Origin of the sequence: Phocaeicola faecium (genome assembly GCF_014837055.1) — a bacterium.
GTDB classification, from domain to species: Bacteria; Bacteroidota; Bacteroidia; order Bacteroidales; family Bacteroidaceae; genus Phocaeicola; species Phocaeicola gallinarum.
Genome location: NZ_JACSPQ010000005.1, coordinates 107310 through 128634, shown reverse-complemented (window position 1 = coordinate 128634; position 21325 = coordinate 107310). Strand labels below are relative to the sequence as shown.

Annotated in this window: 12 protein-coding genes and 2 tRNA genes; 6 read left to right on the top strand and 8 right to left on the bottom strand. The window is 44.3% G+C overall.

Features of this window, described 5'->3' with window-relative positions:
* The 3 genes from H9626_RS07305 to folD form a co-directional block, all read right to left on the bottom strand.
* A tRNA-His gene (locus tag H9626_RS07305) sits at positions 1-73 on the bottom strand.
* A gap of 51 nt (positions 74-124) precedes the next feature.
* Positions 125-198, bottom strand: a tRNA-His gene (locus tag H9626_RS07300).
* Positions 199-325: 127 nt separating this feature from the next.
* Positions 326-1207, bottom strand: a complete 882-nt coding sequence (gene folD, locus H9626_RS07295; RefSeq protein ID WP_191710072.1) for a bifunctional methylenetetrahydrofolate dehydrogenase/methenyltetrahydrofolate cyclohydrolase FolD — start codon at positions 1205-1207, stop codon at positions 326-328.
* Positions 1208-1522: 315 nt separating this feature from the next.
* Between folD and H9626_RS07290 the strand changes: the two genes are divergently transcribed.
* A complete protein-coding gene (locus H9626_RS07290) occupies positions 1523-2614 on the top strand; it encodes an N-acetylmuramoyl-L-alanine amidase family protein (RefSeq protein WP_438616941.1) in 1092 nt (363 codons plus the stop codon).
* A gap of 15 nt (positions 2615-2629) precedes the next feature.
* Complete coding sequence (locus tag H9626_RS07285) at positions 2630-3517, top strand: MlaD family protein (protein ID WP_178256696.1); 888 nt, start codon at positions 2630-2632, stop codon at positions 3515-3517.
* Between the two features lie 275 nt (positions 3518-3792).
* Here H9626_RS07285 and H9626_RS07280 read toward each other — a convergent pair whose 3' ends face one another.
* The 3 genes from H9626_RS07280 to H9626_RS07270 all read right to left on the bottom strand — a co-directional run bounded on the left by H9626_RS07280 (position 3793) and on the right by H9626_RS07270 (position 11274).
* Positions 3793-6105: a DUF2264 domain-containing protein gene (locus H9626_RS07280; RefSeq protein WP_225230918.1), complete on the bottom strand. Its 2313-nt coding sequence runs from the start codon at positions 6103-6105 to the stop codon at positions 3793-3795.
* Between the two features lie 291 nt (positions 6106-6396).
* Positions 6397-8205 (bottom strand): SusD/RagB family nutrient-binding outer membrane lipoprotein, encoded by a 1809-nt coding sequence (locus H9626_RS07275; RefSeq protein WP_225230917.1) that lies wholly within the window; start codon positions 8203-8205, stop codon positions 6397-6399.
* Positions 8206-8217: 12 nt separating this feature from the next.
* A complete protein-coding gene (locus tag H9626_RS07270) occupies positions 8218-11274 on the bottom strand; it encodes a SusC/RagA family TonB-linked outer membrane protein (RefSeq protein ID WP_191710070.1) in 3057 nt (1018 codons plus the stop codon).
* Between the two features lie 377 nt (positions 11275-11651).
* On the opposite strand from H9626_RS07270, the gene H9626_RS07265 reads away from it, so the two are divergent.
* The 4 genes from H9626_RS07265 (at position 11652) to H9626_RS07250 (ending at position 18789) form a co-directional block, all read left to right on the top strand.
* Complete coding sequence (locus H9626_RS07265) at positions 11652-12932, top strand: histidine-type phosphatase (RefSeq protein ID WP_191710069.1); 1281 nt, start codon at positions 11652-11654, stop codon at positions 12930-12932.
* Between the two features lie 443 nt (positions 12933-13375).
* Complete coding sequence (locus tag H9626_RS07260) at positions 13376-16030, top strand: TonB-dependent receptor (RefSeq protein ID WP_191710068.1); 2655 nt, start codon at positions 13376-13378, stop codon at positions 16028-16030.
* Positions 16031-16077: 47 nt separating this feature from the next.
* Positions 16078-17475 carry a right-handed parallel beta-helix repeat-containing protein gene (locus H9626_RS07255; protein ID WP_191710067.1) on the top strand — a complete coding sequence of 466 codons (1398 nt, stop codon included), beginning with the start codon at positions 16078-16080 and terminating at the stop codon, positions 17473-17475.
* Positions 17476-17844: 369 nt separating this feature from the next.
* Positions 17845-18789, top strand: a complete 945-nt coding sequence (locus H9626_RS07250; protein ID WP_191710066.1) for a metallophosphoesterase — start codon at positions 17845-17847, stop codon at positions 18787-18789.
* 68 nt (positions 18790-18857) lie between these two features.
* Here H9626_RS07250 and H9626_RS07245 read toward each other — a convergent pair whose 3' ends face one another.
* Both H9626_RS07245 and H9626_RS07240 read right to left on the bottom strand, forming a co-directional pair.
* Positions 18858-19361: a nitroreductase family protein gene (locus H9626_RS07245; RefSeq protein ID WP_191710065.1), complete on the bottom strand. Its 504-nt coding sequence runs from the start codon at positions 19359-19361 to the stop codon at positions 18858-18860.
* 124 nt (positions 19362-19485) lie between these two features.
* Positions 19486-21168: a putative transporter gene (locus H9626_RS07240; RefSeq protein ID WP_191710064.1), complete on the bottom strand. Its 1683-nt coding sequence runs from the start codon at positions 21166-21168 to the stop codon at positions 19486-19488.
* Positions 21169-21325 lie beyond the last annotated feature (157 nt).

Here is a 21325-nt window from a genome sequence, read left to right as displayed (position 1 = left end):
GTGACTAGTGGGACTCGAACCCACGACATTCAGAACCACAATCTGACGCTCTAACCAACTGAACTATAGTCACCATGAACATATAGATAATAAAAAACTTTCTCAAAGCATCCCTCTCTCGGAGGGTGACTAGTGGGACTCGAACCCACGACATTCAGAACCACAATCTGACGCTCTAACCAACTGAACTATAGTCACCATGTCAGCTTGCTTTTCAAAAGCGATTGCAAAGGTAGACATTTCTTCCGACTTTGCAAATTTTTCAGACGTTTTTTATTGCCTACCCGCATATTTTATCTGAAATCAAGCCGATAACAGAGGTTTATTACTTATAAATAGCTTTCTTTCCGGCAAGCAAGGTGTTGCGCATCAATGAAACGATGGTCATCGGACCTACCCCACCCGGTACGGGAGTGATAAACGAACACTTCGGAGCAACTTCGTCAAATTTCACATCGCCCGTGAGCTTGAATCCTGATTTTTTTGTGGCATCAGGCACACGTGTGGTACCTACGTCGATCACTACCGCACCTTCTTTTACCATTTCCGCCTTTACGAAATTCGGCTGGCCCATTGCGGCTATCAATATATCTGCCTCCTGACATTCCTTAACCAAATCGCGGCTACGGCTGTGACATACCGTAACGGTCGCATCGCCCGGATAGGCTTTCTGCATCATCAGGGCAGCCATCGGTTTGCCCACGATATTGCTTCGACCTAATATTACACATTTTTTCCCTTGAGTTTCAATATTGTAGCGTCTCAATAACTCCAAAATACCGTTCGGAGTGGCCGATACGTAGCAGGGCAAGCCGATGGACATACGGCCTACATTTATCGGATGAAAACCGTCTACATCTTTACGGTAGTCGATGGTTTCAATCACTTTCTGTTCTGAAATATGCTTCGGCAAAGGAAGTTGGACGATAAATCCGTCTACATCGTCATCGGCATTCAGTTCGCGCACTTTTGCCAGCAACTCATCTTCTGTTACATCAGACTCATAACGAATCAGCGTCGACTTAAAACCACAAACTTCACATGCTTTTACTTTTGCTGCCACATACGTCTCACTTCCTCCGTCATGTCCCACAAGGATTGCTGCCAAATGAGGACGCTTGCCGCCATTGGCAACTATGTCAGCGACTTCAGCCGCTATTTCCCGCTTCACTTGTTCTGAAACGGCTTTTCCGTCAATCAATGTCATAACAATAAATATTTTTATAAAATCCGTTATTCAACAAATATAGCGAAAGGCAAGCGCAGAAGAAAACCGAAAATACTGGTTTCGAGTTTTACGCTGCCGAGCCACATCCTATATTCAACAAATATACGCAAAAAACAGCATTTGATAGGATTTTTCGATGTTTTTATAGCTTTTATTTATGAATATCCTTTTCTTTCTTGGCGGAAAAACGGTTATCCGCAAAAAAACTATTAACTTTGTCCCGATTGTAAAGTTATGCGAATAAGAAGAAACTACATAATTATATTGTTATCAGGTATCTTGGCGTGTTTGGCTATGCTCCAGCCGGATAGCCTGTATGCTTCTCCGACAGACAAAACCTTTACCGTAGTCATCGATGCCGGACATGGAGGACATGACCCCGGAGCCATAGGCAAACGCGGACGGGAAAAGAACATCAACCTTAGCGTGGCCTTGAAAGTAGGAAGGCTCATTAAAGAAAACTGCCCCGATACAAAGGTGATTTACACACGCGATAAAGACATATTCGTGCCGCTTCACCGGAGGGCCGAAATAGCCAATAATGCTAAAGCAGACTTGTTTATCTCGATACATACCAACTCCATTGCTTCGCGTACAGCGCAAGTGAGCGGAACAGAAACGTACACGTTGGGACTCCACCAGACGCAGGAAAATCTGGAAGTGGCAAAAAAAGAAAACTCGGTTATTCTTATCGAAGATGACTATACGCAACAATATGCAGGATTTAATCCAAACTCTTCGGAAAGCTATATCATTTTTGAATTCTTGCAAGACAAAAACATGGCGCAAAGCGTAAATTTTGCCCAGTTGGTACAGAAACAGTTCCGTGCCGAAAACCGTACGGACAAAGGGGTTCACCAAGCCGGATTTCTCGTACTGCGCGAAACAACAATGCCCAGCGTACTGATAGAGTTGGGATATATTACCAACCCGGCAGAAGAACGTTTTTTATTGTCGGATGCAGGCAGTTCAACGCTGGCACGGAGCATTTATAAAGCATTTCTTAACTACAAGCAAGGCAAAGGGAAAGATGTAAGCGTACCACAGCCTCAGCAAGCAGACCGACAGGTAGAAACCGAACAGCCTGTGGTGACAGAAGAAGCAACTACTTCACGACCCGTATTTAAGATACAAATCCTGACCGCTTCGAAAGTTTTGCCCAAAGGCAGCAGACAACTGAAAGGACTTTCGCCGGTAGATTATTACCGCGAAGGCGGATTGGTGAAGTATACTTACGGAGCAGAAACCGATTATAACAAAATACTCCGATTGAAACGCAATAAAGTAGACAGCAAATTCAGCGATGCTTTTATCATCGCATTCCGGGGCGAACAAAAAATGGATGTAAACCAAGCCATCAAAGAATTTAAGAACAACCGAAAATAAAAAAAGAAAAATTATATGAAGAAAGAAATGAAAATAGGTTTGACGGGAATCACGGCACTGGTGGTTCTGTTCTTCGGTATCAATTACCTGAAGGGTATCAACATGTTTAAACCTGAAAGCTATTATTATGTAGAGTTTACAAACATCAACGGACTATCTCAATCCAGCCCTGTGTTTGCCAACGGTTTTAAAGTTGGTATCATACGCGATATCCAGTACAATTACAACAAACCGGGACACGTGGTGGTAGGTATGGAAATCGACCAGAACATGCGCATCCCTTCGGGAAGTAAGGCTGAGCTGGTTACTGAAATGCTGGGAACTGTCAAGATGAACTTGCTTTTAGACCATGGTTCTTCTGATTTTTACAATCCGGGCGACACGCTTACCGGAGTAGCAAACGATGGCATTTTAGGGGCTGCCGAAAAAGACCTGTTGCCTCAGATACAGAAAATGCTTCCCAAACTCGACTCTATCATGGGGTCGCTGAACCGTTTGCTTTCTGATCCGGCGTTAGCCAATACTTTACATAATGCAGAAAAGCTGACGGCATCGCTTGATGCTGCCGGAAAACAGCTCAACCGACTGATGTCTGAGGATATTCCGCAAATTACAGATAATGCTGCAAAAATCACCGCCAACTTAGAAACCATCAGCGGCAACCTGAAAGACATTGACTACGCATCGACTTTCACCAAAATAGATTCAACCCTGCAAAATGTTCATACGCTGACAGCCAAACTGAACCGAAAAGATAATACACTGGGACTACTGATGAACGATTCATCGCTTTACAATAACCTGAACGCTACATCTGCCAATGCTGCCAGTCTGCTGAAAGACCTGCAAGAGCATCCGAAACGCTACGTTCATTTTTCTCTTTTCGGGAAAAAAGACAAATAAAAAAGAGAGCCACAGGCCCTCTTCCATATAGAGTTTATCAACTTTATCCGGCTTGGGAAAAGCCCGAAAACGCTACCCGTAGAACCAATGAACTCTATGGGTAGAACCGGGCAACGCTACCGTTAGAAATGACCAACACTAACGGTAGCGTTTCCAGAGATACAAAGGCAGAGGATTCTGCCTATGCTTTCTTGGGATAATAACATAATAAGCACAGATTTTCATTGGAGTATTTCCGCTGAAAATCTGCGCTTTTGCTTTATAACACTCAATAATCAGAACAGATCCGAAGTACGAATTTCATCTTTCCACTGATGGTCTTTCGGGAAAGGTTTTTCTCCCCATGCCCGTTTGCTCGTCCAGTCTTGCGGAGCATCCGTCCAAAACGGATGTGATGCGGGAAGCCCTAACGGAAGCAGAGAAAGTGAAGTCATATAAAGACTTCCGTTATTCGTATACCAGTCGGCTACGTTAGGCTGACGCCCTGTAAAACCGATGGTCAGAAATCCTCCTTCATTGAAGTTCTTCCCGGTGGCAAACATACGCTTCATCACAGCCGTCAGTGCGCTACGTACTTGGGCGTTGCTCACTCCGGCGGGCAATTCCTGATACCACGCCATAAGCGCCAATGGCTGCATGGTTGCCATCCGGTAAGGAATAGAGCGTCCGAATACGGGGAAAGTTCCTTCGGGCGAGATGAAACGCTCCAGTATCAAACTGTACTTTTGCGCACGGCGCAAGGCACGGGTGTAATATTTAGCATAATGCAGACGAGTATAGGCATTGGCATCCTTCATGTCTTGTAAAGTTTCCAAATACATGGGATGAAACACATAACTGCTGTAATAATCGAAAGCAAAAGCAGGTCCGTCAGAATACCAGCCATCGCCTGTATACCATTCTTCTACCTTCCGAATGGCAGAATTGACACGATAAGCATCGTAAGGCGCTCCGGCTTTTGCCAAAAAACTCTCTATCGTAGACGAGAAGAGCAACCAGTTCGTATAAGGAGGGTCTATCCGGCGCAATAAAGTAAACTCTTCGATGTAGCGTTTCTTGGTCGTTTCATCGAGAGGAAGCCAGAGCTGTTCGTATGCACGAAGAAAACTTTCGGCTATGTATGCCGCATCAACCAGCGGTTGTCCTTCTTTCCTCCACAACAGATAATCAGGGCTTTGAGGGTCGACGGCATTGGCGTAGCTCTTCAACGCCCATCCGCGGAGCTGTTTGCGCATTTTACCTTCTTCCGTATCATCATCCGGTAAAGTTAACCACGGTGCAATGCCCGCCATCAAACGTCCGAATGCCTCCATGTAAGTCACCCGCTTATCGCGTCCGTCCCATGTGGGACTAACCTCTACCTGCATGTTTTTCTGTAATTCGCCTTTTGCCATGTTGCTCAATACGGGTGCAGCCAACTGATAAGCCAAGCCACACCAATAAGCACGGTCAGCCGTAGCGGGAGCTTCGAGGTAACGTACATACTCACAAGCCGCCAGCAAAAACGCCCCCACCCCAAAGTTTGCCGTAGAATGAGCATCTAAAATCTGGCCGGGAATTGCTTTTTCCCCGATAGGCTGAACGTAACCTACCGTTCCGTCTTTCTGAAGCGCTGTTTCAGACAAATATTTCCACGCTTTACGCACTACGGGCAAATAAGATGCCTTATCCAAATAACCATTGTTGATTCCCCACATAAAACCATACATGAAAAATGCCGTTCCGCTGGTTTCCGGTCCGGGAGCATATTCAGGGTCTAACATGCTGCGCGTCCAATAACCTTCCGGCTGCTGAACAGCGGCAACCGCCTTTGCCATTTTCTTGTATTTGTCGATAAAAAACTGACGGTGTTCATAATCGGCAGGCAAGTCCTTCAAGACTTTAGCCAAGCCTGCAAGTACCCATCCGTCTCCCCGCGCCCAGAAATCCTTTTTCCCGTTTACGCTTTTATGATTGGGGAATACATATTTCGCATCGCGATAATACAGATTTTCATCTTTATCGAACATAATACTGTCTGAATATACGATATACTCATACAGTTTCTTCAGATATAATTCATTATGTGTCAGCTTGTAAAGTTTTGTCATCACAGGCATTACCATATACAGCCCGTCGCTCCACCACCAATAATCTTGATTAGGCGTACTCATCTCGTATTCCATAACCTCACGGGCACGGCGTATTTTATAATCTTCGGGAGCTATATTATATAAATCAATATAGGTTTGGAAACATACTTGCCAGTCGCCGAATAAAACATATTCATCAGTCTCACCGTAAGAATATTTCCATTCCGAACGACGATTACTTTTCGCCCCTTTCCAGTGGTTGTGTTCTGCCCATGCTTCCGAATAAGCCCGATATTCTTCGTTGCCAGTAAGAAAATAAGCCTCCATATTCCCGGTATGATAAGCAGCATTATCCCAAAATGAACGAACTTCGGGAACATTTTCTTTCTGCCAATGGCGGTTAACCTTATCTATTATCTCCCTCACCGTTTCGGCTTCTGTCTTTTTAGCCGACAACGCTGCATTCGATAAAAAAACCAACAAACACAGCGCAAAGGCCCTCATAATGAATTTCATAATATTACTTTGTTTATTTGTAGATGTTTGATTTTCTCTGCAAATTTAAAAAGTAGACAATCAACCCTATTTTAAAAATCGGGCAGAAATGTAAAAAAATTAGTCAATAAAATTATACAACAGGCAATACTTATGAATTTATGCGGATAAATGACAATATTGATGCAAATAAAACAAAACTTCATTCTACAAAAAATCCCACGACCGAAAAACGTTTTTTCCGGTCATGGGACTTATAGTAATAGAGAAATTCAAAAGGGGAGCTAAACGCCATCAGCTTCCCCGGCGTTATCAGAAGTTGCCCTTATTGGCGTTATCCCACCATACACGAGTACCTCCGTTATCGCCAGTTATGCCTGTTTTACTTGTATTTTCTTCGTTCAACAATTTTAGTCCGGAATTATTCAGTTCTGCCGCGTTTGTATCATATTCGTTCGAACTGTAAATCACTCTTCGCAGACCTTCTTCCATATTTACGTAGCTGGCTCCTCCCTGATTAATAAGAGCAGGGAATAGTCTTGGATATCCAGTACGACGCTGTTCAGCCCATGCCTCGGTAGATAAGGGGAACAAAGCCAAATACTTCTGGATGATAATTTGTTCCAGTTGCTGTTCTTGGTCGCCACCTACCCATTTTGCACCCAAATGATTCATAGCCTCATGGTCAAGGGAATCGTCAATGGGGTCATCCAAATCTGCCTGACCCGAAGTTTGGTTCAGGTATTCATCGGCTGCGGCAGAAGCGTTGATGGGAGTAGTTAAATTAGCATACGGACCACGGTAATCCACCTCGTTTTGGATGGAAGCTCTTACACCTCTTTCATACAATTCCTGTACAGAGCCACCTGCTTCTTGCGCTGTAATCCATCCACGGAGTTCAGCTTCAGCCAACAAGAAATAGCTTTCTGCTCCTTTGAATATAGGCAACGGCATAGAGTATGAAGAACCATTATCGCCTTGAATCCATCCGGAAAGCGTACTCCAGCTGTTCGGTTTGTTAGGAACATCAAATGCAAAACGGATTCCGTAATAACCTGAGTTGGTCGGAGCTGCCACAGCTTCGCTTTGTTCTACCTGAGTTTTGCTATCGCCCGTACCTTTGTAATAGGTGGTAGTACCGTCTTTCGATTCTTTCGTATACCCTTTATGCAAAATTTCATCGGTATTTTTCGTCATATACAGCGGTTGGCGAGGGTCTTTCATTCCACTCATCAAAGTAACCAAGTTGGCATTAAATCCACAGTCACCCCAGTTGAACATCAGCCACATTTCGTTTTCAAGCCCTTTATTAATTAAAATATCCTTACCTCCGGAAGCTGCCAATGTATTGCGAGCAGCTTCTTTGGCAATGGCTTTCAGGTCGACTCCTGCCGCACTCATTTCGTCAACACGCTTTGACAAACGAAGTGCCATACGCAAACGCATCGTATTGGCTATCTGAATCCATGATCCGATGTCACCTCCACACCATACATCCGCACTCGCCAAATTCTGAAGTTCGGTAGCATCATTGGTTTCATTAATAGATTCAAGTGTTTTCACAGCATTTCCCAAATCGTTCAACATAGAGGTGTAGATGGTTTGCTGGCTGTCGAAGTAGTAAGAAGTGGTATAATCGTCGGCTTCTATTACTGACGTATAAGCCAGCGGACCGTAAGCATCGGTAGTCATCAGCGTACCATAAGCCTGTACAATCCGCATCACAGCTGCCAAGATATTTTCTTCTTGTTCCTCGCAGTTGGCAATGATACGGCGTGTATTATTGAAAATATGCAAATAGTAATTCTCGTGCATACCGCCGCTATGTCCACGGTTAACAGCCATTTTACAGTTCGTAAAGCCTCCGTTAGGAGTCATAAAGTAACCGCTATACCAGTCGATGGTCAAGTTGGTCCAGAACTGGAACATATTCTGTTGAGGCGGATAACAATACGTCATAGGCTCCAACCATTGGGAAGAAAAAGGAAGATCGTCCGGATTAACTTGTGCATCGCTCGTATTCAAACTTTCAAAACTATCCGTACAAGACGTCACGATACTACCGCCCAGCACAGGCAATGCCATTATTAAAGCGTATGTAAAAAGTTTATTTCGTTTCATAGTTACAAAGATTTAGAAGTTAAGTTTTAAGTTCAAACCAAAACTACGTGAAGTTGGTAATCCGAACATATCTATACCTTGAACACCGTTTCCAGTTCCGGGAGATACATCCGGGTCTACCGGAGCGTCTTTATAGAAGAAGAACAAGTTACGTCCGATGATAGAAGCTGTCAGATTCTTTCCGATACCGAAAAGATTACGGAATGTATAACCGAAACTTAATTCACGCAAACGAACGTTAGTAGCATCGTAAACATAGTTTTCATTCGCATACGGAGTATTGTAACTGGTACTACCCGTTGTGGTATACCATGCCTTCGGATCAAATTCCACGCCGTCTACCACTACTTTTCCTGCATTACGTGCATCGCCTGAACGTTTGGAAACGCCCCAACCGTCTAATGTAGCTTCAGTCATTGACAGAACTTTGCCACCAAAACGCGCATCAATCAAGAACGACAAAGTGAAATCTTTGTAATGGAATGTATTTGTCCATCCGGCATTTACTTTAGAATTCATGTTGCCTGCATAAATCATTTCTTCAGTACTGTCGCCGCTTATTTGCGGTTTACCTGTGGCAGCATCCTTCACCGGCGTACCGTCTTCATTGCGTATAATGTGACGTACATACAAATCACCGTATTCACCTCCTTCTTTCAAGATAATCTTCGCACCGCCAAAGTCAGTCAAAGTCAAACCATTCGGCAGGTCATCAACCAACTCTTTAATTTGGTTATCATTATAAGAAAGGTTGAAATTCGTACTCCAACTAAAGTTGTTATTAAACTGCTGATACCATCCTGCGGAGATTTCAAAACCTTGATTCTGAACATTACCGGCATTTACATAACGGTTACGCAAACCGGACTGATAAGGAGCAGCTACAGAGAAGAACTGGTTCTTGGTGTTGGTTTTGTAGTAAGTTAATCCCAATGTCAAGCGGTTTTGGAAGAACGTACCGTCAAAACCGACTTCGATAGAATGGGTCTTTTCCGGCTTCAACGTACGGAACGGTGCGTTATCGGGAGCTGCTATTGCTCCGTTACCATCCTTAACGAAGTGGTAAAGCAAATTGGTCATAAATACAGGCACGTCGTTACCTACGATAGAGTAGCTGGCACGGAACTTAAACAAATCGACATTCTTACCCATATCAACAAACTTGTTCATCAGGAAACTACCGCCTATTGACGGATAGAAGAACGAGCAGCTTTCAGTAAATGACAAGGCTGAAGACCAGTCGTTACGAGCCGAAACATCAATAAACAAACCGTCTTTCCAACCTACCTGAGCCGTAGCAAACACAGCATTCAAACGTTTCTCCGTATTCCAGAAATCATTATTGCCAAGTACGAACATGTTTTTATAATAGTTTCCCGGCGCAAAGATGTTGGGGTAATATACGTTGCCCGAACCCGGAGATGTAAAGACTTCACCTTCAGCATTCATATCAACATGAGAGGTTTTACTCTTCGTAAAGCTGGAACCAGCTGTAGCTGTCACAAAGAAATCGCCGAATGTATGGCTATAATTAATCAATACGTCACCATAAAGCTGATCGCTGAAGTAACGGTTATCTTTCATACGTCCCATCTTGTATTTATCGCCGGCACTGGAAGCATACAGATTGTTTACCCAATGTTCTTCGCCTCTTTCATAACGCATACGTCCTTGAATGTTCCAGTCTTCGTTGATATCCCATTTGATGCTTCCGCCAAATTCATAACGGTTACGGTCTACTACGGAAGCCTGACGGTTCAACATCCAGTAAGGATTACCAAACTGTTCCTGCAACGTATTGGTCCAGTTTTGTACGTTAATGCCGCGAGCCGGGTCGTACACTTCGAAGTTTTCTTTATAGTAATTCCAATCCTCACCACGCGGGAAAAGGTAAACACCCGTCAGCGGATTAAACAAATAACCCGCAGCCGCTTGGTTCTTGATATGCTGATTAGTGAATTTTGCACTAAAGTCAACATGCACTTTTTTCTCGAACAAATCAAAGCCCACTTTAGAGTTCAAATTATGGCTCCGGTAATCGTTGGTAGGAGTAATGCCTTGCGAATAAACATTACCGTAAGAGAAGTAAGAACGAATATTTTCACCACCTCCCGAAAGCGAAATAGAGTTATTAGTGGTGAACCCTACGCGATAAAACTCTTTCGCATAGTTGGGAGCTTCGGCAGACAGTTTCTCTCCCCAACTATACATACCGCTGTCGCTCACACCATACTGGTTCTGGAATTCGGGAAGTATCATCGGAGTTTCCATCGTGGTGTTGCTTGACACGCTTATTGCTACTTTGCCCGATTGTGCAGACTTGGTGGTAATCATTATTGCACCGTTGGCTGCCACCGCACCGTACAATGCTGCTGCCGATGCACCTTTCAGCAAAGTGATTGAAGCGATGTCGTCGGGATTGATAGTCGACATCACATCGCCACCATCTCGCTGACCACCATAGTTACTGTCAACCTGATCATCGCTGACACTGTTCATAACCGGAACTCCGTCAACAACAATCAAAGGCTGGTTGCTTCCGCTGATAGACTTACTTCCACGGAACAGGATTTTAGAAGAACCTCCGGCACCGGTTGAGTTCGGAGTAATGGTAAGACCGGCACTTTTACCTTGCAGCGAATTAATCATATTAACGCTCTTGATGTCGTTCACATCTTTACCACCCACTGTCTGTGCCGAGTAGGTCAAGGTTTCCGATTGACGTTTGATACCCATCGCAGTTACCACCACTTCGCCCAAGACTTCCGAATCAGACGACATGACTACGTTGATTGTGCTCCGGTTGCCTACCGGTTCTTCAATCGATTTCATACTGACATACGAGAATACCAAAACATCAGAAGCAGATGCTTCGAGCGTGTAATTACCATCGAAATCGGTAATAGTACCTGTGGATGTCCCTTTAATCAAAACATTCACACCAATCAATGGTTCTCCCATTTCTTTATCCGTTACCTTACCGGTAACTGTATGCGTCTGCGCATACAAACTCGTAAACAACGTTCCTATCAGGAACATTACAACTACAAGAAATGATCGTTTCTGCATAACTAACAAATTTAAGGTTAATATATCTATAATCTATATTCATACAAATTTATGTATGATTTTATTTATTTATACGATAAAGCGATTTCTTTCAATTAACAGTGCCGCTAATATATAAAATTATATTGAAGTTATTGTATTTTATGAAAATATTTACTTTCATCTAAACACATTTTAACAAACAAATCTTTCTCCCACTCTAATATCTTTTCCCCTTAATTACAAAATCAAACATTATTTTTCGGTGACATCCTTTTGTATTACAAACACATTACAACATTATTTCATTTGCCTGTTCCAAGTCAATCAGCCCGATTTTTTCATCGGACACTCCCGAAAAGATACCTACCTTTACACCCGCAAAAATTAAAAGAAGGATGAAAAGATTTATTATTTCAATGTTGATTGCCGGAACGTTCTTGCCGGCTGCCGGACAAAGTGCATCAGAGGAAATTCAAGCAAATCCTGCATTCTCCGCAGGAAAGTATTATGCTTATCAAGCGCCAAAAACGTCTCTCACTGCTGCTCCCGACGGATACAAACCGTTTTATATCTCTGCCTTTGCACGTCACGGGTCGCGTTATCTTACCAAAAAGAAGAAATACGATGAACCGCTTGCCATTTTAAAGGAAGCGGCAAACAAGGGGATATTAACCGATGACGGGAAACATGCCTTACGAATAGTAGAAGCCTTAGCTAAAGAGGCGGAGGGTAGGTATGGCGAGCTGACACCGAAAGGGGCTCAGCAACACCGGGAGTTAATACGCCGCATGTATGAAAACTACCCGCAGGTATTTACAAACGGAACGCATGTCGATGCACGCTCTACATATAAGACACGTGCTTTTTTGTCGATGGCGGCAGCTTGTGTGGAGCTGAAAGGCTTAAATCCTCAACTCAACATTACAACCGATGCCAGTGAACACGATGCTTATTACATTAAATATAAGAACGAGGCTTACGAGGCTATTCACTTAGCGAATGCTGATAGTGTATATCGTGCGGCGGATTGCATATATATTCATCCCGACCGGCTGATGAAACAATTATTCACCGACAGCAAGTATGTAAAAGAGCCTTCAAAACTGATGGCCGATTTATTTGAACTGGATGGCATCAGTCAAAGCAGTTACGGGCAGGAGAATCTTTCTTTCCTGTTTACCGATGACGAACGATACGACTTATGGCAACGGAACAACTTTGAGTGGTATTATGAAAAGGGGGCTTCTCCGCTGAGCGGTTCGTGTATGTATAAGCTGGAAAAAAATCTGCTTGACAACTTTATTGAAACGGCAGATACGGTGATTGCCTCAAAAAGAAACGCTGTCAGCCTGCGCTACGGACACGATACGAATTTGGCGCCGCTCGCTGCGCTGATGGGTATCAACCGGCTGACCGAAGCTACATCCGACTGGCAAAAAATAGCCGATACTTATCGTACATACCGGATTATTCCCATGTGTGGCAACGTACAACTCATTTTTTACCGCAAAGCCGGAAGCGAAGACATTTTGGTGAAACTTCTTTTAAACGAACGAGAAGTTACGTTGCCCGTAAAGACAGACAAGGCTCCGTATTACCACTGGAAAGACGTGCGGCGGTATTGGCAGCAAGTTACTTCGGCTATCTCTTTGCCGTCGGCACACAGTAACAACTAATCCCCAACATTTCCTTGACGGGCCGAAGTTTCATTCGAATCATTCTTTAATCCATGCGGATGCTTCCTCTAAAAACATCCGCATGGATTTTTCTTTTTACGGCTTATATTACCTTATATAGAGCCTGAAAAACGCTACCCATAGAACGGGGTAACTCTATGGGTAGAACCGACCAACTTATCCGCATGGGATGAGCAACACTAACGGTTGCGTTTTCCGAGTATGTAACCAAAGAATTTCTCCCCTTCTTTCGCCGGACAGAAAAGTTAAAAAAGCTCAGAGGTCTGTTCACCAACAGTCCGCACAGACCATCTCGCCCATACAAAGCAATTTTGGTTAAATTTTGTATTTATTCTGTATCTATTCTGTATTCTTTTTGAAATATGAACGAAATCATCATGTAAAACGCCCCCTCTACCTTTGCAACATCAAAAAAGAAAAGGATGAAATTAAATTTAGTGTTATGTACATTGTTTCTGGCAAGCAGTAATCTGTATGCGGGAGACATCAAAGGAAAAATCAAAGATGCCCAAACGGGAGAGGAAATCATCGGAGCTTCCGTCATCGTAAAGGAAGACCCCTCGAAAGGCACTGTAACCGGACTGGACGGTAGTTTTAACCTGACGGTAAACCGTCCTAAATATACGCTGGTGTGTTCGTATGTAGGATATAAGAAATACGAGATTGAAATCGGCTCTAAAGATTCGGAAGTAATTATCCCGATGAAGAGCGACGATGTATTACTGGAAAGCGTTACGGTGGTGGCTACCAATCCCGGACGTACCGAAGCGGGTGCACGAAGCATCGAACGGGCTGCCATGAACGTAGTAAATGTGATGAGTGCGAAAGCCATCGAACTGTCGCCCGACATCACGGTTGCCAACGTGATTCAGCGTATGTCGGGCGTAACGGTAGAGCGGAACAGCAGCGGAGAAGGTCAGTACGCCATCCTGCGAGGCATGGACAAGCGATACAACTACACGCTGGTGAATGGCGTAAAGATACCGAGTCCGGATAACAAAAACCGTTTTGTGCCGCTGGATATATTCCCGTCGGAAATGCTTGACCGCTTAGAGGTCACCAAATCGCTCACTGCCAACATGGAAGGCGACGGTATTGGCGGGGCTGTGAACTTAATCATGAAAGATGCCCCAACGGAACGCCAGTTTACGGCCAACATTTCAACCGGATATAACGCCATGTATTTCGACCGCGATTTCCAATCGTTCAACCACGGTGCCATCGTAAAGAAATCTCCCTACGAAGCGATGGGGATGCCCGAAGATAACCGTGTGACAATGGATAACTTTAAGACAGATAACTTACGCATGAAATGGCAGAAACCGCTTCCCGACCTTACGGCTGGGCTTTCGTACGGCGACCGCTTTTTCGATAATAAGTTGGGAGTAATGCTTGCCGGAAGTTTCTTAAACACGTATCGCGGTAAGGAAAGCAATCTGTATTACCAGCCCGGTACAAGTCATAACGGCATTGAATACCGCAATTATTCATCGCAGCAGACACGTATCGGCGCTCACGCCAAGCTGGATTATCATATCAACCCGCATCATAAACTGACGTGGTATAACGGTTACATGGATATGCGTGAAGTGGAGGTAAAAGATGCACACGATGACCAAGAAGGTTCGGTACGCATGATGTGGGAGCATCAATACATCATCAACTCAACGCTGAAAGGCGAACATGCTTTTCTCGACGATGATGCTTTACGACTGAACTGGTCGGCGGTACTATCGAAAGCGTACAGTGAAACACCCGACCGTGCCGAAATCTTCATGCAGGGAAGCCACCTACGAAACACCGATTCGGCTACCCGGCGTTGGGAACATAACTCGGATAAAGACAAGGCGGGATACATAGACTTGATGTACAAATTGAAATTAGACGGCGGTTCTGTATTCGATTTTTCTATCGGTGGTATGTACCGTGACAAAAAGCGCGACAGTTTCTTCAACGAATATACTTTCGATTCGGCTACCGGTCTCGGAGATTTGCAATATAAAGGAGACGACTGGAACAACTACGATGAAATATTATTTACTCCACGTACGTATGGAAACATCAGTGACCCGTTGAACTATGATGCCACGGAGAAAATCGGTGCGGCTTACGGTATGGTGAAATATACATGGAACAAATGGGAACTTATAGCCGGTGTCCGCATGGAGCACACCAATCAGGGATATGTATTGAAGTTCCCGACAGACAACGCTGACCCGGAAGGCAACCAGAAGTACACGGACGTACTACCCAGCTTCCATGCCAAGTACAATGTGCATCGCAATGCGAACCTGCGTTTCTCTTACGCACGTTCCATCAACCGTCCGAGTTTCTTCGAAATCGTACCTTATACCATCATCAATGAAGATTACAAGGAGAAAGGTAATCCAGACTTGCTGCATACGGTGGCTGACAATATCGACCTGCGTTATGAGTTCTTCCCCAAATCGTCTGAACAGTTCATGGTGGGGCTTTTCTATAAAAAGCTGAAAAACCCGATTGAGTACGGACTGATAAACGAAGGACAAGATACATACTACAAACCGATGAACTTCGGTAACGCCAAGAACTTAGGGGTGGAAGTTGATATCATGAAGTATTTCAACTGGTTTGGCATTAAGGCGAACTATACCTATACGCACTCAAAGATTACTACCGACAAGCGAATCATGGACGGCTCAGAGGTGAAATCCATCCGCCAGTCGCGCCCCTTGTTCGGTCAGGCTGCCCATGTAGCCAACCTGTCTCTCCTCTTCAAGAGTACCAAATACGGATGGGAAGGACAGATAGCCGGAAGCTATACGGGAAAACGTTTGAGCGATATTTCAAACTGGTACGAAGACGATATATGGGAGAAAGGTTATGCACAGTTAGACGCATCGGTGGAAAAGAGCTTCAAAAACGGGATAGCCATTTTTGCCAAAGCATCTAATTTGCTCAACATGCCGGTGCTGCGCTACATTCACAGCAGTTCGCGTACGGAAAACGTTGACTCGGAACGTACGGGCGGAAATGTTATTGAACGCAAAGAGTGGCACGGACAGTCTTTCATGATCGGAGTGAGATATAAACTATAAAACAGCATCTGACAATAACTAACTTTACATACTAATTTTATATTCACATGAACTTTAAGAAGTATTTATTAGCAGGAACGGCGATGATGGCTATGTCATTTTTCGCTGCTTGTAGTGACGATGACCAACCGGTAAATAACGGTGGTAGTGAACCCGGAGGTGACGAACCTGAACAGACTGAAACCGTATCGGGCGAGGTAGAAGGTACATGGACGGCAAACTCTGTTGTCAACGTAAGCGGACACATCACTGTCCCCGAAGGAAAATCTTTGACTATCGAAGAAGGTGTACAGGTTATATTCAGCACATCGGGTGTAGGTACGAATCATGTGCCCATCGAGTTTACCGTAGAAGGTAATTTGTATTGCGAGGGTACAGAAGCCAATCCGGTTCTTCTTTCCATCCCTGAAGCAGAACGTACGGAAGACAACACGCTGAAAGGTATGTGGGGCGGTATAGTAGCTACAGAGTCATGCGACGAAATGCTTATCGACCATACCATCATCGAATATACCGGCGGACAAGTAACCGACGGTTCGCCCGCTGCTTCTGCCGGCATCTATACTGCCGGAGATGATGCTTACCCGCAAATCACGACAAACAATATCAACGGTAATTATGTCATCACCAACTCAATTATCCGCAACGGATGGAGCGACGGTATTTATCTGATGGGAGGTAATGCCATCATTGCCAACAACACGTTTGCTGCCAACGGTTACGACGGTGCCGAAGCCGTTAACGTAAAAGCCGGATGTAAGGTAGACGTTGCCGGAAACATCATGTTCAGCCCCAACACAAACGGATTGAAACTGTCAAGTTCCGGACAGAGCGAAACACGCGGACAGGCGCTCATCCAAGCCTATAACAATACCATCATCAACTCAGGATGGCGCAGAGACGGAGAAAAAGGCGGCTGCATCTATGTAGAAAAGAATGCACTTGTACATGTATTCAATAACCTAATGGTAAACTGCAAGTTCAGAGCCATGACTCCGAGCTATACACTTGCCAACGACCCTGAAGAAGGTTATGCCGACGCTTCGGTGATCGACTATAACTACTACGCTTCAGGAAGTCAGGAAAGTGAAATCGTATTCGAAGACGAATCGGGTGTGGCTTACGCTTGGGAAGGATACAACTACGCTCACGAAGATTATAATCAAGGAGTGGTAGATGCTCACAGCCTCATCGCTACGCAAGAAGATGGCAAAGACCCGATGTTTGTAAACTTCGACATCAACGGAGTTTCACTGACCAGCTATACTTATAACGACAGTTGGGACTTCCATGTACAAAGCGGTTCTCCGGTTCTTACCGGTGCGTATGACGGAACCGATGCTACAATGGCTCCTTTCTTCCAAACTTCGGGTTTGACCGTCAACGGAGAAACTTATACCTCTCCGGCTGTGGCAAATCATTTCGGAGCTTACGGAATTGAATAATCCTTTTCTAAATTCCAAGTTCAGATATAGTGATTATATCTGATTAGGAAGTCCGGGAACGCGCTTTTATCCCGGACTTTTTTATTTCAGGATGGAGAGCTTTCTGAATATAAATTTCCTGATGTCTGAAACCCGGAAAATTCTACCCATAGAGTAGACAAGTCTTTCGAATAGAACAAGGCAATTCTTCCGCATGGAACAAGGAACACTACCCATAGCATTTTTCAGGGTAACACAAAGGCTTGTTTTTTTGATTCTTCGGCTTAACCGAATATTTTAAGCAGGCTCGAAAACGATTTCAATATCTTTTCAGAATCAGTATTCATCTTTGTAACGCATTTATTAACAAACTAATCATTTTAAACTCTTATGACTACTATTAAAAGATTTATAATCTCACTCTGTTTGGGATTGTTTTTCATCGCCGGTTTTGCACAAACACCTCAAGACTGGTCGGGATTGGAAAAGCCGTTGAACTTTTACTTAGCCAACGACTTGGGAAGAAACGGGTATTACGACCAGAAACCGATAGCCGAAATGATGGGCAAGATGGCAGAGAACATCGACATAGAGTTCGTTGTGGCTGCCGGAGATGTGCACCACTTTGAAGGTGTACGCAGCGTGAACGACCCGCTGTGGCTGACCAACTATGAACTGATTTACAGTCATCCTGACTTGATGTTACCGTGGTATCCGATACTTGGTAACCATGAATACCGGGGCAACACACAGGCGGTAATTGATTACAGTAACGTCAGTGCGCGTTGGAGGATGCCTGCACGCTACTATACACGTGTAGAAGAAAACGATGACATAACTATCCGGCTCGTTATGGTAGACACGGCTCCGCTACTCGACAAGTACCGCAAGGATACCGACAAATATCCCGACGCTTGCAAACAGAATATAGACAAACAACTGGCATGGATTGACTCGGTACTGACTGCCTCGAAAGAAGATTGGGTTTTGGTGGTAGGGCATCATCCTATTTATGCCGACACGGATAAGAACGACTCGGAACGCACCGATTTACAGAAACGTTTAGACAGTATTCTGCGCAAACATAAAAACGTAGACATGTATTTATGCGGACACATTCATAACTTCCAGCATATCCGCAAGCCGGGCAGCGACATCGACTATGTGGTTAATACTTCGGGGTCGCTCAGCCGCAAGGTTCAACCCATCGAAGGAACTCAGTTTTGCAGTGACACATCAGGCTTCTCGCTTATCACAGCAGATAAAAAAGAGCTGAAATTACACTTGATTGATAAAAACGGAAAGGTTATTTACACCGTAACCAGAAGTAAATAACCGTATAAAAACAAAACAGATTCGCATACTGCCCAGCATGGCTGTGTTTACGCGAATCTGTTTTTCTTTTAAAATAAAATGTCATCCAACGGTTTTCGTTTCTTTTCCGCTATAACCTCTTCTGAAGGATAACCTATCGGAATCAAAGCTATCGGTTCAAGTTCTTCGGGCAATTGCATCACCTGTCGGCATCGCTCAGTATCAAAATTACATACCCAGCATGTACCTAACCCTTGTTCAGTGGCAGCCAAACACAGATGCTCCACAGCGATAGACACATCGACATCCGTATGGTCTTTTCCATCTGATTTCCGATGCCATGCCTCGGCATGGTTTCCACACGCAACGATTATACAAGGTACGTTCTGAATCCATTCGCGGGCGTATGTTTCTTTCAGGCGAGCCAGTTTGTCTGGTTCGGTTACCACAGAAAAACGCCACGGCTGACAGTTTACTGCCGAGGGAGCCAACCGCACACACTCTAAAATGTAATCTAATTTGGCCGGTTCAACCGGGCATTGCTTGTAACTACGTACAGAATGACGCGCTTTCACTAATTCAAGAAAATTCATAAACACCAGCATTAAAATATGTATCAAAATAAAAAGGTGTGGATTGTAAGATTCTCACCCAAAAGAATTACCTCATCAATCCACACCTTATAAGAATATTTCAGTTATAACTTTCTTTCTGTCTTTATCCTGCCATCAGCAATATGAGCAACTGGGCAGTCAATATGCGGAGGAACATTGCCAACGGGTAAACCGTAGAATAACCTACCGCCGGAGCATCGTTTCCGGAAATCTGATTGGAATATGCCAATGCAGGGGGGTCGGTTGTACTACCGGCAATAAGACCTATCAACGTATAATAATTAACTCTATGATGCCAGCGGGCTACAACTCCGATAATTATCAACGGAATAAACGTTATCAGGAAACCGATAAGCACGTAAAGTAATCCATCGCCGCCCACTACTGTCTGAACAAAGTTTCCGCCGGCCTTGATACCTACACTGGCAAGGAACAAAACCAATCCCACTTCGCGCAACATCAAGTTGGCACTCATGGTAGTATAAGTAACCAATTTTACTTTATAACCGAACCGTCCTATCAGGATAGATATGATTAACGGACCACCAGCCAAACCTAACTTCACCGGGGTAGGCATACCCGGAACTGCTATCGGAAGGCTTCCGAAAATAATACCACAAAGAATACCGACGAAGATGGTTACGATATTCGGATGGTCGAGTCGCTTCAACTGATTACCCAATACGCCTGCCACACGTTCGATAGCATCTTGCGGACCTACCATCATCACACGGTCGCCCACCTGAAGGCGCAGGTTACGGGCAGCAAAGAGGTCCATACCCGAACGGTTAACGCGCGTCACGTTTACACCATACATGCTGCTGAAGTGCATTTCACCCAACGTCTTACCGTTAATGCTGGGCTGCGTTACCAAAATACGGCGCGAAACCATCGGCTTATCCTGTTTATCCGTTGCCTGCCAATCCACATCATCTATCTTCGGACCGATGAAAGCAGAAATAGCTTCCGAGTCGTCTTCCGCGCAAACGATGAACATTCGGTCGCCCACATGAAGCAAGGTATTTGCGTTCGGGATATGGATATGTCCGTTTTGATAGATACGCGAACATACAAAATTACGAGCGAGGAAATTCTGAACCTGTAACAAACTCTTTCCATCGAGGGCTTCATTCTGCACCTTCAATGAAATAGTATAAGGTTTCAAATGTGGATTCTCATCTTCTTCGCGCTGAATTTCTTCCGCCTCCCGATTCAGGTTGATACGGCAAATGTAACGGATTAAAATCATTGACAGAATAATTCCCATTACACCGAGCGGATAAGCACACGCATACCCCGTTGCTATTTCCGGTCCGTCGTAATGCAACTGCTGCAAAGCTTCGTTGGCAGCACCAAGCCCCGGAGTGTTTGTTACCGCACCGCAAAGAATACCCACCATCATCGGTATTTCCACACGGCCCTGTAAAGCAAAATACAACGCCAGTGCTACAGCAATGTTTAACGTTACAATCCCCACCGCAAGCAGGTTTAGGGTTATACCTCCTTTCTTAAAGGAAGAAAAAAATGAGGGGCCAACTTGCAAACCGATACAGAATACAAACAAAATCAACCCGAAGTCTTGTATGAACGAGAGGATAGACGTGTTTCCGGTAAATCCGAAGTGTCCAACCAAAATCCCGACAAACAAGACAAAAGTAACCCCCAGCGAAATGCCGAAGAACTTAATTTTTCCCAACAAGACACCTACCGATATAACAAAGGCATAAAGTGCAACGATATGGGCTATCGAGTTAGGATTCGTCAATAAATCTTGTAGCCAATTCATAATATTAAAATTTTAGTGGAGCAAATGTAACCAATTAAAAAGAATGGTACAAACTTTTTAAAAGAAAACTACAAAATAGATGGGCAAACAATCTCCAAACAAGCCTTAAAAACTGGTTTGAATGACAAAAAAAATTCTACCGCTTATGTTCATGAAT

Coding starts and splice junctions, on each gene's coding strand:
- H9626_RS07255 (WP_191710067.1), top strand. CDS start 16,078: ATGAACTTTAAGAAGTATTTATTAGCAGGAACGGCGATGATGGCTATG.
- H9626_RS07290 (WP_438616941.1), top strand. CDS start 1,523: ATGCTCCAGCCGGATAGCCTGTATGCTTCTCCGACAGACAAAACCTTT.
- H9626_RS07280 (WP_225230918.1), bottom strand. CDS start 6,105: ATGAAATTCATTATGAGGGCCTTTGCGCTGTGTTTGTTGGTTTTTTTA.
- folD (WP_191710072.1), bottom strand. CDS start 1,207: ATGACATTGATTGACGGAAAAGCCGTTTCAGAACAAGTGAAGCGGGAA.
- H9626_RS07240 (WP_191710064.1), bottom strand. CDS start 21,168: ATGAATTGGCTACAAGATTTATTGACGAATCCTAACTCGATAGCCCAT.
- H9626_RS07270 (WP_191710070.1), bottom strand. CDS start 11,274: ATGCAGAAACGATCATTTCTTGTAGTTGTAATGTTCCTGATAGGAACG.
- H9626_RS07250 (WP_191710066.1), top strand. CDS start 17,845: ATGACTACTATTAAAAGATTTATAATCTCACTCTGTTTGGGATTGTTT.
- H9626_RS07275 (WP_225230917.1), bottom strand. CDS start 8,205: ATGAAACGAAATAAACTTTTTACATACGCTTTAATAATGGCATTGCCT.
- H9626_RS07245 (WP_191710065.1), bottom strand. CDS start 19,361: ATGAATTTTCTTGAATTAGTGAAAGCGCGTCATTCTGTACGTAGTTAC.
- H9626_RS07285 (WP_178256696.1), top strand. CDS start 2,630: ATGAAGAAAGAAATGAAAATAGGTTTGACGGGAATCACGGCACTGGTG.
- H9626_RS07260 (WP_191710068.1), top strand. CDS start 13,376: ATGAAATTAAATTTAGTGTTATGTACATTGTTTCTGGCAAGCAGTAAT.
- H9626_RS07265 (WP_191710069.1), top strand. CDS start 11,652: ATGAAAAGATTTATTATTTCAATGTTGATTGCCGGAACGTTCTTGCCG.